Here is a 12683-nt window from a genome sequence, read left to right on the forward strand (position 1 = left end):
AAATAGGAATACTGCGGATTGGACATTCGATGAGAGGGCTTCCCCTGCGCCGCCTGGTCACCCTGGCGACCCTGGCCGCGGTCGGCGCGGCCACGCTCGGCACCACCGCCGCCTGCGGCGAGGACAGCGACGCCGCCGGCGGGTCCGGCCCGGTCACGCTGCGCCTGGGCTACTTCCCCAACATCACGCACGCCCCGGCCGTGGTCGGCGTGGAGAAGGGGATCTTCAAGGAGAAACTCGGCAGCGACGTCGAGCTGGACACCAAGACCTTCAACGCCGGCCCGGCCGCCATCGAGGCCGTCTTCTCCGGCGCGCTCGACGCCACGTACATCGGCCCGAACCCGACGGTGAATGCCTTTTCCAAGTCCAAGGGCGAGGCGGTCCGGGTCATCTCCGGCGCGGCGTCCGGCGGCGTCGCGCTCGTGGTCAAGCCCGGCATCACCTCGGTGGAGCAGCTGCGCGGCAAGAAGATCGCCACTCCGCAGCTCGGCAACACCCAGGACGTGGCGCTGCGCTTCTGGCTCAAGGAGAAGGGCCTGGAGACCACCAAGGAGGGCGGCGGCGACGTCAAGATCGTGCCGCAGGAGAACGCGCAGACGATCGAGACGTTCGGCAGCGGCGCCATCGACGGCGCGTGGGTGCCCGAGCCGTTCGTCTCCCGGCTGGTCAACGCCGGTGGCAAGGTGCTCGTCGACGAGCGTGACCTCTGGCCGGACAAGAAGTTCGTCATCACCAACCTGCTGGTCAGCACCAAGTTCCTCAAGGCACACCCGGACGTGGTGAAGAAGCTGGTCGAGGGCCAGGTCGCGGCGAACGAGTTCGTCAACACCAAGCCGGACGAGGCGCAGCAGGCCATCTCCGACCACATCGGCAAGATCACCGGCAAGCCGCTGGACCTCAAGCTGATCAAGCAGGCCTGGCCGACGCTGGAGTTCACAAACGACCCGATCCCGGCCTCACTGAAGACCGGCCTGGACCACGCCGTCGCGGTCGGGCTGACCCAGCCGGTCGACCTGAACGGCCTGTACGACCTCAAGTACCTCAACGAGGTCCTCAAGGCGCAGGGCAAGGCCGAGGTCAGCCAGCCGTGACGTCGACGACCACGACCCCGCGCAGCGCGACCGGCTCGGTCGCGCTGCGCGGCGTCACAAAGGTGTACGGCCAGGGCGACCAGGCCGTCCTGGCGCTGGACGGACTGTCGCTGGACATCGCGCCCGGCGAGTTCGTCTGCATGGTCGGCGCGTCCGGCTGCGGCAAGAGCACGCTGCTCAACCTGGTCGCCGGCCTGGACCGGGCCAGCGGCGGCACCATCGAGCTGGGCGAGGGCGTCAACCCGGGGCTCATGTTCCAGGAGCCGGCGCTGTTCCCCTGGCTCACCGTCGAGGGCAACGTCGAGGTGCCGCTGAAGCTGCGCGGTCTCCCCCGCGACCAGCGCAAGGAGCGGGTGGCCGAGCTGCTGCGCACGGTCCACCTGTCGGAGTTCGGCCGCAAGCGCCCGCACCAGCTCTCCGGCGGCATGCGGCAGCGCGTCGCGCTGGCCCGCACGCTCGCGCTGGAGACGCCGGTGCTGCTGATGGACGAGCCGTTCGGCGCGCTGGACGCGATGACCCGCGACATCCTGCACGACGAGCTGGAGCGGATCTGGACCGAGCGCAAGCTCACCGTCCTGTTCGTCACGCACAACGTCCGCGAGGCGGCCCGGCTCGCCGACCGCATCGTGCTGCTCTCCAGCCGGCCCGGCCGGATCATCTACTCCACCGAGGTCGCCGTGCCGCGCCCCCGGCGGATCGACTCGCCGGAGGTCTCGGCCATCGCCGCCGAGGTCACCGACCGGCTGCGCAAGGAGGTGGGCCGGCATGGCCAGTGACACCCTGTCCGCGTCGGCGCGGGCCGACGCGGAGATCTCCGGGCTCGACGCGCTGGAGATCGCCGGCCGGGAGAAGGGCCCGTCCCGGGTACACCGCCTGTGGTCGGCCACCTGGCCCAAGCTCGCCGCGCTCGCGCTCGCGGTGGCGATCTGGCAGGCGGTGGTCTGGTCCGGGTGGAAGGAGCCGTGGGCGCTGCCCGGCCCGGCCGTGGTCTTCGGCGACCTCGGGGAGTACCTGCTCAGCTCGGCGCTCTGGGAGGGCCTCGCCACCACCGCCCGGCGGGCGGCGGTCGGGTTCGCCGCCGCGGTCGCGGTCGGCCTGCTGCTCGGCCTCGGCGTGGCCCGGGTCAAGGTGCTCCGGGCCGCGCTCGGCTCGATGATCACCGCGTTGCAGACCATGCCGTCGATCGCCTGGTTCCCGCTGGCCATCCTGCTGTTCCAGCTCAGCGAGCAGGCGATCTTCTTCGTCGTGGTGCTCGGCGCCGCGCCGTCGGTCGCCAACGGCGTCATCCACGGCGTGGACTACGTGCCGCCGCTGCTGGTCCGCGCCGGCCGCAACCTCGGCGCCCGGGGGCTCAACCTCTACCGGTACGTGATCGCGCCGGCCGCGCTACCGGCCATCGTGGCCGGGCTCAAGCAGGGCTGGGCGTTCGCCTGGCGCAGCCTGATGGCCGGTGAGCTGCTGGTGGTCATCGCCACCCGCACCTCGATCGGCGCACAGCTGACGTACGCGCGTGAACTGAGCGAGGCGCCCCGGCTGATGGCCATCATGATCGTCATCCTGGTGGTGGGCCTGCTCGTGGACACCGCGTTCGGTGCCGCCGACAAGGCGATCCGCCGCCGCTGGGGCGTGCTGGACCAGGCCGGCAACTGACGTCGTGTACATCTCCGCGCGCGCCGACTACGCGCTCCGGGCCATGCTCGCCGTCGCCGACGCCGCCGGTACCCCCGGCGACGCGGTGTCCGGCGGCGGCGAGCTGGTCAAGGCGGCGAGCCTGGCCGAGAGCCAGGACATCCCGCTCAGCTTCCTCCAGGGGATCCTGCTCGACCTGCGGCGGGCCGGGCTGCTGCACAGCCATCGCGGCACCGAGGGCGGGTACGCGCTGACCCGCCCGCCGGACGAGATCAGCGTGGGCGACGTGCTCCGCGCGGTGGGTGGCGCGATCACCAGCGTCCGGGGCATCCCCGCCGACCGGGCCGGCTACCACGGCGTGGCCACCGGCCTGCGGGACGTGTGGCTGGCGGTGGACGGCGCGATCGCCCTGGTCGTGGACCGGACCACGCTCGCCGACCTGCTGAGCGACCGGGCGACGGCACCCTGACGCGCGTCCGGTCACAGGGCGACGGCGCGCGGGGTCGCGGACCCGGCCGTTGTCGGCCACAGAGGGCATGACTCCTGGCCGATATGACTCTCGGGCATATTTATACCTGAGAGTCATATCGCTTTCCGGGCATCATCCGCCCGGCGGGGCTACTGAGCGTGCGGGACGCTCATCCCGGGCGTGAAGCTGCGGGCGGCGCCGCGATCCGGCGAGCCGCCGTCGGAGGGCCGCCAGGGCCCGAACGCGGCCATCGCGGCGAGCGCCAGGCCGGCCCCCGCCACCGCGAGCACCAGCAGCACTTCCCGTGCACCGCCCGATCCGGCTTCCCCCGCCATGAACCGCTCCCTCCGCGTCCGGCCGACCCCCCGACCGGTTCCCCGCCCGACAGCATCGCCGCCACGGCGAGGCCGGACAGTCGGACAGCCGACCGAACGTCGACTGATTCCCGACTCAGGAACGATCACCCGGCCCGCTCGAAGCCGAGCCGGTCAGGCGCGGTCAGCGGCGGCGCGGACGCCGACGGGGCCGGGTCGCCGGGGCGGGGTGCGCGGCAGCGGGCGCGGCGATGGTCACCGGCACACCGGACGGCTCCCGGGCGCCGGTGAGCCGGCTCAGCTCGCTGTCGCCGGGGCGTACCCGGGTGGTCTTGGGGTTGATGCCCGCGGTGCTCATCAGCCGGGCGACGTCGCGGCGCTGCTCCGGCAGCACCAGCGTGACCACGGTGCCCGACTCGCCGGCCCGCGCGGTCCGGCCGCCCCGGTGCAGGTAGTCCTTGGCCTCCGCGGGCGGGTCGGCGTTGACCACCAGGTCCAGCCCGTCGACGTGGATGCCCCGGGCCGCCACGTCGGTGGCCACCAGCGCGGTGACCTGGCCGGTGCGGAACTGCTCCAGGATGCGGGTGCGCTGCGGCTGCGACTTGCCGCCGTGCAGCGCCGCGGCGCGTACGCCCTTGGCGAGCAACTGCCGGGCCACCCGGTCGGCGCGGTGCTTGGTGGCGATGAAGACGATGGTGCGGCCCTCGCGGGCGGCGATGTGGGCCAGCGCGGCCTGCTTGTCGTCCGCCTCGAGGTGCAGCACGTGGTGGGTCATCGCGGTGACGGTGGCGGTGCCCGGGTCGACGGAATGCGTCACCGGGTCGGCCAGGAATCGGCGGACCAGCCGGTCCACGCCCCGGTCCAGGGTGGCCGAGAAGAGCATCCGCTGCCCGCCCGGCGCGACCTGCTCCAGCAGCTTCGTCACCTGCGGCAGGAAGCCCATGTCGGCCATCTGGTCGGCCTCGTCCAGCACGGTGATGGTCACCTGGTCCAGCCGGGCGTCCCCGCGATCGATCAGGTCGTGCAGCCGGCCCGGCGTGGCCACCAGCACCTCGGCGCCGGCGCGCAGCGCGGCCGCCTGCCGGGTCAGGGAGAGCCCGCCGACCACTGTGGCGCAGCGCAGCCCGAGCGTGGCAGCGTACGGGGTGAGCGCGGCGGTGACCTGCGCGGCCAGTTCCCGGGTGGGTACGAGCACCAGCGCGAGCGGACGGCCCGGGCGGGCCCGGCGGCCGGCCGTACGGTGCAGCAGCGGCAGCCCGAACGCGAGCGTCTTGCCGGAGCCGGTGCGGCCCCGGCCGAGCACGTCGCGGCCGGCCAGCGAGTCCGGCAGCGTGGCCGCCTGGATCGGGAACGGCGCGGAGATGCCCTGCGCGGTCAGCTCGGAGACGAGCGCCGGCGCCAGGCCGGTGGCGGCGAACGTGGGCAGGGTCGTGGTCATGCGGAAAGCCTTCCTCGAGGCGGCACGTGTCGAGGAAGGGCGCCGGGCTGCGGCGCGTCACCGGCGTCACCGGTGGTCACAAGCACGAACCGAAAGGGACGGGCCGGCCCGGCAGAGGCGGGCCGGCCCGTGCACCGCGCCCGAGAGGGCGCGGTGGTGGTGCCGGTTGATCCGAAGATCAGAGCGGGCGGATGTTCTCCGCCTGCGGGCCCTTCTGGCCCTGGGTCACCTCGAACTCGACCCGCTGGTTCTCGTCCAGGCTCCGGTAGCCGGAGGTCTGGATCGCCGAGAAGTGGGCGAAGACGTCGGCGCCGCCGTCGTCCGGGGTGATGAAGCCGAAGCCCTTGTCAGCGTTGAACCACTTGACGGTGCCAATTGCCATGTGTTTCGTCTCCTTGACGGAACGGTCGGCCCGCACGTGTTGCGGGCCGGAGAGGAGCACCCCGCGCGTGGAATACGCGGGGTGCCTGTCGCTGCTGGTCGCCCCGCCCGGAGAACTCCGGACACAACAAAGAGCGCCTGGGGCCACAATCCGCCAGGCGCACACAGAGTCTCTGGAAACCAAAACTGCAACCCGGACAACGTATCACGGACTCGTGCGCTGCGGTAGATCCCCCGGGATTTCCGGCACGGCGGCCACCAGATCGGCCAGCCCGTCCGCGTCGAGCAGGTCGGCCGGGCGGACGGTCACCGAGTCCCGGACGTAGTGGAACGCCGCGCCGACCCGCTCCACCGGCACCCCGGCCAGTTCCGCCCAGGCCAGCCGGTAGACCGCCAACTGCACCGCCGCCGCGTCGGCCTCCCGGCCGGTGGGCTGCCGCCCGGTCTTCCAGTCGACCACGTCGTAGCGCCCGCCCGGGCGGGCGAACACGGCGTCCATCCGGCCCCGGATCACCACCCCGGCGACGACAGTGGCGAACGGCACCTCCACCTCCACCGGCACCCGGTCGGCCCACTCGCTGGCCAGGAAGCGCTCCTGCAACTCGACCAGGGCCTCGTCCGGGGCCGCGTCCTCGTCCGCCGCGCCGGGCAGCTCGTCCACGTCGAGCAGCCGGTCCGCGCCGAAGCGCTGCTCCAGCCAGGCGTGGAACGCGGTGCCGCGCCGGGCGTACGGCGTCGGTTCGGTGGGCATCGGGCGGCGCAGCGTACGGGCCAGCGCCTCCGGGTCGCGGCGCAACGCCACCAGCTGGGTCACCGAGAGATGGCCGGGCAGTTCGACCTCGACCGCCTCGGCCTGCCGGGCCAGCTCCGCCCGCTCGGCGAGCAGCAGCTCGGCCTCACGCCGCCAGCGGGCCACCTCGGCGTCCTCCGCCGCGCCGGTGGTGGCGAGCAGCGCCGCCTCGCGCCGGGCCACCTCCGGGTCGGCGAGGTACCGGCGGACCAGCGCCGCCGCCTCGGTCAGCGCGGGCCGGCGGGCGCCCAGCGGGTCGGCCGGCCACTCGGCCCGCAGCACCGTCTCGGTGGTCGGGTTCACCGCGTCCCCGGCCGGCTCGGGCGTCCACGCGTCGACCACACGGCCGTCCGGGTCGGCCAGGCAGGCGTCGTGCACCTCCCGCAGGAACACCGACGGGCCGCGGAACCGCTTGGTCCCCTCCCCCCACCAGTAGCCGGAGCAGAGCAGCAGGCGGCGGGGGCGGGTCACCGCCACGTACGCCAGCCGGCGCTCCTCCCGCTCGTCGTGCGCCCGCCAGTCGTCGGTGAACTCGGTCAGCGCCCGGGCCACCCCGCGCTGGTCCTCCGCCTCCGGCAGGGCCAGCTCGGGCAGCCCGTCCGCGTCGCCGCGCAGCGGGAACGGCAGCACGCCCAGCCCGCCCAGCCAGTGGTCGGAGTTGCGCACCGGCCCCGGCCAGACGCCCCGGGTCATCCCGGCCACCGCCACCACGTCCCACTCCAGGCCCTTGGCGGCGTGCGAGGTGAGCACCTGCACCGCGCCGGCCACCACCTCGACCTCGCCCGGCGCCAGCCCACGCTCCTCGTCCTCGGCGGCGGCCAGGTAGGCGAGGAAACCGGCGAGCGTCGCGCCGGGCGTCTCGCCGCTGAACCGGGCCGCCACGTCGCCGAGCGCGTCCAGGTGCGCGCGGGCCAGCCCGGCGTCGCCCGCGCCGTCCCGGCCGGCCCGGACCGCCACCTCGACGTCGAGGCCGATGGTCCGCTCGATGTCCGCGATCAGTTCCGGCAGCGACTGGTCCAGGCGGTAGCGCAGCAGCGCCAGTTCCATCCCGTACGAGCGCAGCCGCGCGTAGCCCTCGGCCGAGTACGCCTGCGCCGGCCCCAGGTCCGCCAGCGCCTCCACGAGCGTCGCCTCGTCCAGCACGTCCACGGTGATCTCCGGGCCCTCGTCGCCGGTCAGTTCCCGGCGGCTGCGGGCGATCGCGCGAGCGCGGCGGTGCAGGGCGACCAGGTCACGCGGGCCGATCCGCCAGCGCGCGCCGGTGAGCAGTCGCAGCAACGCCGCCCCGTCGGTCGGGTCGGCGAGCACGCGCAGCGTGCACACCACGTCCCGTACCTCGGGGGTGTCCAGCAGCCCGCCCAGGCCGACCACGTCGACAGGAAGCCCACGGGCGCGCAACGCCGCCTCGATCGCCGGGATCTGGCTGCGCAGCCGCACCAGCACCGCGGTGGTCGGGCGGCGGTCGGCCGGGATGTGCTCGGGCAGCGCGCCGGGCATCCCGGCCGCGCCCCGCCAGGCCGCCAGCACGCTGTCCGCGATCCAGTCGGCCTCGTCGGCGTACGTCTCCAGCAGCGCGCAGTGCACGGTGCCGGCGGCCTGCCCGCCCGGGGTGCGGTGCGGGATCGGGTCGCGGACGCTGAGCGCGGCGTGCAGCTCCGGCACCCGCGCGCCGGCCGCCCGCAGCGGCACCGACAGCGTGTTGGCGACACCGAGGATCTCCGGCCGGTTGCGCCAGCTCGTGGTCAGGCTGAGCACGTCGGCGGGGCTGCCGTCGGTGCGGGCGAACTCGGCCGGGAACCGGTCCAGCGTGCCGGCGCTGGCCCCGCGCCAGCCGTAGATGGACTGGCACGGGTCGCCCACGGCGGTGACCGGGTGGCCGCCGCCGAACAGCGCGTTGAGCAGCACCACCTGGGCGTGGCTGGTGTCCTGGTACTCGTCGAGCAGCACCACCCGGAACCGGTCCCGCTCGATCACGCCGACGCCGGGGTGGTCGCGGGCCACCCGGGCCGCGCGGGCGAGCTGGTCGGCGAAGTCCATCGCCTCGAAGTCGTCCTTGCGCCGGGCGTACGCGCGCACCAGCGGCAGCAGCTTCAGCCGGGTCCGCTGGAGCTGGAGCGCCTTGCGCACGTCGGCGTAGACCCGGCCGGGACGCGACTGCACCTCGGCGAAGAACCGGCCGGTCCAGCCGGCCAGCTCGTCCGGGTCGACCAGGTGCTCGTCCAGCTCACCGGCGAGCGCCAGGACCGCGTCGGTGATGGTGGACGGCATCCGGTCCACCTCGGACATGTCCCCGTCGTAGTTGCGCACCAGCATGTCGACGAGCTGCCAGCGGGACGCCTCGGTGAGCAGCCGGGTGGTCGGCTCGTACCCGGCGCGCAGCCCGTGCTCGGTGACGATCCGCCCGGCGTACGAGTGGTACGTGGACACGGTCGGCTCGCCCGCCAGCGGGTCGTCGTGCGGGTCCCGCCCCTGCCGGCCGAGCCGCCGGATGAGCTGGTCGAGCCGGGTCCGGACCCGGTGGGCCAGCTCGCCGGCCGCCTTGCGGGTGAAGGTGAGGCCGAGGATGTGCTCGGGGCGCACGTAGGAGTTGGCGACCAGCCAGACCACCCGCGCGGCCATCGTCTCGGTCTTGCCGGAGCCGGCGCCCGCGACCACCAGCAGCGGCTCCACCGGCGCGGCGATGATCGCGGCCTGTTCCCGGGTGGGCGCGGGCAGCCGCAGCAGCCGGGCCAGCTCGACGGGCGTGTAGCGGGGCCCGGCGTCGGCCGCGCGCGGCGCGGGCGTGGCGGAGGCGCCGAACAGCGCCGGCTGAACGCTCATGAGTTCTCCGGTGGCGGCTCGACCACCTGGCGGCCCTGGCCGGAGACCGGGCAGCTGGTGCGTACCGGGCAGACCCGGCACTTGGAGTTGGCCACCGCGGCGAACGTCGAGGCGGCCATCGTGTCGGCGGTACGGCGCACCAGCGCGGTGGCCCACCCGGCCTCCGGCCCCTCCCCGGCCGCGGCCTGGGTCTGCTCCTTGGCGTCCCGCGCGCCGGTGCCGAGCTGCACCAGCGCGGCCCCGCCCGTTTCCTCGCCGAACTCGGCGAACCCGCCCGCCTCCACCGCCGCCTGGTACGCGCCGAGCTGCGGATGCTCGGCCACCTCCCGCTCGGTGACCGCCGTCGACTTGCCGGTCTTCAGGTCGATCACCACGAGCCGCCCCTCGGCGTCGACCTCCAGCCGGTCGACCCGGCCGGTCAGCTCGATCGGGCGGGACGGATCGTCGAGGCGGACCGCGAACTCGTGCTCGATCGCCAGCAGCCGGCGCGGGTTGCCGGCCAGCCAGCGCAGCAGCTTGTCCACCATCGCCTCGGCGCGCTGCCGCTCCGGGCCGGCCATCCACCGGGCGGCCAGCTCGATCGCGTCGAACCGCGCGGCCACGTACTCCAGCAACGCCTCCCGGTCGACGCTGGCGTCCTCGGCCAGCATCGCGGCGGCGTGCACCAGGTTGCCGACGCCCTGCGCGGCGCTCGCCGGCCCGCTGCCGCCGTGCCGTTCCAGCAGCCAGCGCAGGCTGCACCGCAACGCGCTCTCCATCGCCGACGGGGTGACCCGCACCGGCTCGCCCTCGTCGACCAGCGGCCGGTCGTCGGAGAGGCCGCGCAGCCCCCACCAGTCGTCCGGGTGCGCGCCGGGCACCCCGGCGGCGGCCAGCCGCGCCAGCTCACCCGCCGCCGCGTGCCGCCGGGTGATCGGCGCCGCCGGGTCGGTGACAGCGGTACGCAGCTCCGCCACCAGCGCGGACAGGGTGAGACCGCGTGGCGGCAGCGTGACCGGGAGTACGGCGGGCGGCCCGTCCTGCGGATGCTCGTCCCCGTGCGGCACCGGCCCGTCAGCGGTTTGCCCGCGCGTGACCTGGCCGGTCGGTCCGTTCCCGGCCGGGCCGGGGCCGGTCGGGTCCGGGCCGGTCGGGTCCGGGCCGGTCGGGGCGGTGCCGCCTGCGCCGGTGGCGGGTGGGTCGGCGGCTGCGATTTCGTGCAGGAAGCGGCTCGGCTGCTCCTCGTGGTCGTCCCCGCCGACCGCCGCCGACGCCACAGCGGTGACCAGCAGCCGCCGCCGGGCCCGGCTGATCGCCACGTGGAACAGTCGCCGCTCCTCGTCCAGCAACGCCGACGTCTGCCCGACCAGGCTGGCCCGCAGGCCGGCCCCGTCGGCGCGACCGGCCAGCACGTCGACCAGGCGCTCCGAGCCGAGCAGGCTGCCGCGCAGGCGCAGGTCCGGCCAGACGCCCTCCTGCACCCCGGCCACCGCGACCAGGTCCCATTCCAGGCCCTTCGCGGCGTGCGCGGTGAGCAGGCGTACCGCGTCGCCCCGGTCGGCGGCGGCGGCGAGCGTGTCGGCGGGCAGTTCCTGCCCGAGAACGTGGTCGAGGAACACCTCGGTACGCGCGCCGGGCAGCCGGTCGGTGAACCGGGCCGCCGCGTCGAACAGCACGAGTACGGCGTCCAGGTCCCGGTCGGCGGCCTCGGCCCGCCACCGCTGGGCGGTCTCGTGCTCGCCGGTGGCCGCCCGCCCCCTGGTGATCGCCCCGGCCCAGCGTTCGGCCAGCCCGCTCTCCCGCCACACCGCCCAGAGCACGTCCTCGACCGTCGCGCCCGGGGTGGCGGCGGCCTGCCGGGCGGTCTCCAGCAGGTGCGCCACGGCCTGCGCGGGGGCCGCCCAGCGGCGCTCGATGGTGGACAGTTCGGCCGGGTCGCGCAGCGCCTCCACCAGCAGGTCGCCGGAGGGACGGCGGTCGCCGCCGGCCAGCGCCAGCGCCCGCAGCCCTTGACGCAGCCGCCGCTCGGCCAGCGGGTCGGCCCCGCCCAGCGGCGAGTGCAGCAGCGCGACAGCGGCCTCGTCGTCCAGCCGGTCCGGTTCGAGCGCACAGCGCAGCAGGAGCAGCAGCGGGGCGACCGCCGGCTGGAGGTGCAGCGGAAGGTCCTCGCCGTGCACGACGGTCGGCACCCCGGCCGTGTGCAGCGCGCGCCGCAGCGACGGCAGTTGCCGGCCGGTGGAGCGGACCAGCACCGCCATCCGGGACCACGGCACGCCGTCGAGCAGGTGTGCCTCGCGCAACGCGTGGGCCAGCCAGGCCGACTCGCTGGTGGCGGAGCGGAACGTCCGTACCTCCACCGTTCCGGCCGGCGCATCGGGCAGCGGGCGCAGCCGCCGGTGCGCCGCCGGGCCGCGCAGCCGTCGGGCCAGCCGGGCGGTGGCCGCGAGCAGTTCCGGCCCGGCCCGGTACGAGGTGGTGAGCGTGACCTGGGCCGCCGGCGCGCCGGAGGCGGTGCGGAAGCGGTGCGGGAACGTGGCGACGCCGGCCGGGTCGGCGCCCCGGAAGGCGTACGTGGACGAGTCCGGGTCGGCGAACGCCACCAGGGACCGCCCGCCTCCGGCCACCACGGCGAGCAGGTCGAGCTGCGCCGGGTCGGTGTCGGCCAGCTCGTCGACGTACACGTGGGCCAGGCGGCGGCGCTCGGCGGCGAGCAGCTCGGGATCGTCGAGCAGCATGCCGGTGGCGGCCCGCACCAGCTCCGCCGGGTCGTACGCGACCGAGCCCCTGTTGCTCACGTCGCGCAGGGCGAGCACGGCGACGTACTCGCGCAGGAAACGCGCGGCGGCCGGCCAGTCGGCGCGGCCCAGCTTCTCGCCCAGCCGGGCCAGCTCCACCGGCCCGACGCCGCGCTCCGCGGCCCGCATCAGCAGGTCGCGCAGCTGCTGGGCGAACGCCCGGGTACGCAGCGCGGGGCGCAGGTCCTCCGGCCAGCCGACCGGGTCGTCGCCGGGCTCCTCCCCCACCACGTCGAGCAGCTCGCGGATGATCAGATCCTGCTCCGGGCCGGTGAGCAGCCGCGGTGAGGGCTCGCCGCGTTCGGCCGCCGCGCGGCGCAGCAGCCCGAAGGCGTACGCCGGGAACGTGCGCACCAGCGGCTCGCGGACCACGCGGTGTCCGTCCCCGGCGATACGCGCCTCGATCCGGTGGCGCAGCTCGGTGGCGCCCCGCCGGCCGAAGGTGAGCACCAGGATCCGCTCCGGGTCGACGCCCTCGGCCACCCGGGCGGCGACCGCCTCGACGAGCGTGGACGTCTTGCCGGTGCCGGGACCACCGACGACGAGCATCGGCCCGTCGGTGTGCGCCACCACCTCGGCCTGCACCGGATCGACCCGGCGCGAGACGTTCGTGCCCGCCCCGGCCCCGGTCCCCGCCGAAGCGGCCGACGGTGACGACACCCCGGTCTCGGTCTGCGGCGAAGCGCTGTCGTGCGGCGTGGCGGTCTGTGGGTGCGCGGCATCGCCCGCCGACCCCCCGGATCGCGGCTCCGCCTCGGCCGGCCCACCGGACCGACCCACCCCCTGCCCCGCCCCGGCGTCGTGGGTGACCCCCGCCCCCGCGCCGCCGGGCCGGCGCACCAACCGGTACGCCTGCATCACCGACATCCCACCACGCCGGTACGACACCCGGAAACCGACAGTCGTCCCGCCCGTCACCAGCTCACCTTGCCCGCGGCGCGCACCATTGCCGGCTCCGCCCCACGCCCGGCTCCATG

The 12683-nt window shown here is 75.2% G+C and carries 9 protein-coding genes; 4 read left to right on the top strand and 5 right to left on the bottom strand.

Features of this window, described 5'->3' with window-relative positions; translation table 11 throughout:
* Positions 1-29: 29 nt before the first annotated feature.
* The 4 genes from KBX43_RS06055 to KBX43_RS06070 are packed head-to-tail and all read left to right on the top strand — an operon-like array spanning position 30 to position 3189.
* On the top strand, positions 30-1091 hold the full coding sequence (locus KBX43_RS06055; RefSeq protein WP_064447905.1) for an ABC transporter substrate-binding protein: 1062 nt from the start codon (positions 30-32) through the stop codon (positions 1089-1091).
* A complete protein-coding gene (locus KBX43_RS06060; protein WP_030503658.1) occupies positions 1088-1867 on the top strand; it encodes an ABC transporter ATP-binding protein in 780 nt (259 codons plus the stop codon). Before KBX43_RS06055 ends, KBX43_RS06060 begins: the two co-directional genes overlap by 4 nt.
* Positions 1857-2741: an ABC transporter permease gene (locus KBX43_RS06065; RefSeq protein ID WP_210883636.1), complete on the top strand. Its 885-nt coding sequence runs from the start codon at positions 1857-1859 to the stop codon at positions 2739-2741. Before KBX43_RS06060 ends, KBX43_RS06065 begins: the two co-directional genes overlap by 11 nt.
* 4 nt (positions 2742-2745) lie before the next feature.
* Positions 2746-3189: an Rrf2 family transcriptional regulator gene (locus tag KBX43_RS06070; protein WP_069087336.1), complete on the top strand. Its 444-nt coding sequence runs from the start codon at positions 2746-2748 to the stop codon at positions 3187-3189.
* Between the two features lie 149 nt (positions 3190-3338).
* Here the strand turns inward: KBX43_RS06070 and KBX43_RS06075 are convergent, their stop codons facing one another.
* The 5 genes from KBX43_RS06075 to KBX43_RS06095 all read right to left on the bottom strand — a co-directional run bounded on the left by KBX43_RS06075 (position 3339) and on the right by KBX43_RS06095 (position 12564).
* Positions 3339-3524 carry a hypothetical protein gene (locus tag KBX43_RS06075; RefSeq protein WP_209963125.1) on the bottom strand — a complete coding sequence of 62 codons (186 nt, stop codon included), beginning with the start codon at positions 3522-3524 and terminating at the stop codon, positions 3339-3341.
* Between the two features lie 163 nt (positions 3525-3687).
* Positions 3688-4941 (bottom strand): DEAD/DEAH box helicase, encoded by a 1254-nt coding sequence (locus KBX43_RS06080; RefSeq protein WP_030503654.1) that lies wholly within the window; start codon positions 4939-4941, stop codon positions 3688-3690.
* A 178-nt stretch (positions 4942-5119) separates the two neighbouring features.
* Positions 5120-5323 (bottom strand): cold-shock protein, encoded by a 204-nt coding sequence (locus KBX43_RS06085; protein ID WP_013288421.1) that lies wholly within the window; start codon positions 5321-5323, stop codon positions 5120-5122.
* A 204-nt stretch (positions 5324-5527) separates the two neighbouring features.
* Positions 5528-8932, bottom strand: coding sequence for an ATP-dependent helicase (locus KBX43_RS06090; RefSeq protein WP_187694457.1), 3405 nt, complete (start codon positions 8930-8932; stop codon positions 5528-5530).
* Positions 8929-12564 (bottom strand): ATP-dependent helicase, encoded by a 3636-nt coding sequence (locus KBX43_RS06095; protein WP_210883833.1) that lies wholly within the window; start codon positions 12562-12564, stop codon positions 8929-8931. The genes KBX43_RS06090 and KBX43_RS06095 overlap by 4 nt, the downstream gene beginning before the upstream one ends.
* Positions 12565-12683: the final 119 nt, after the last annotated feature.

It is taken from the genome of Micromonospora sp. C41 (assembly GCF_018070485.1).
Lineage (GTDB): Bacteria > Actinomycetota > Actinomycetes > Mycobacteriales > Micromonosporaceae > Micromonospora > Micromonospora chalcea.

Coding starts and splice junctions, on each gene's coding strand:
- KBX43_RS06075 (WP_209963125.1), bottom strand. CDS start 3,524: ATGGCGGGGGAAGCCGGATCGGGCGGTGCACGGGAAGTGCTGCTGGTG.
- KBX43_RS06085 (WP_013288421.1), bottom strand. CDS start 5,323: ATGGCAATTGGCACCGTCAAGTGGTTCAACGCTGACAAGGGCTTCGGC.
- KBX43_RS06080 (WP_030503654.1), bottom strand. CDS start 4,941: ATGACCACGACCCTGCCCACGTTCGCCGCCACCGGCCTGGCGCCGGCG.
- KBX43_RS06095 (WP_210883833.1), bottom strand. CDS start 12,564: ATGCAGGCGTACCGGTTGGTGCGCCGGCCCGGCGGCGCGGGGGCGGGG.
- KBX43_RS06090 (WP_187694457.1), bottom strand. CDS start 8,932: ATGAGCGTTCAGCCGGCGCTGTTCGGCGCCTCCGCCACGCCCGCGCCG.
- KBX43_RS06065 (WP_210883636.1), top strand. CDS start 1,857: ATGGCCAGTGACACCCTGTCCGCGTCGGCGCGGGCCGACGCGGAGATC.
- KBX43_RS06055 (WP_064447905.1), top strand. CDS start 30: ATGAGAGGGCTTCCCCTGCGCCGCCTGGTCACCCTGGCGACCCTGGCC.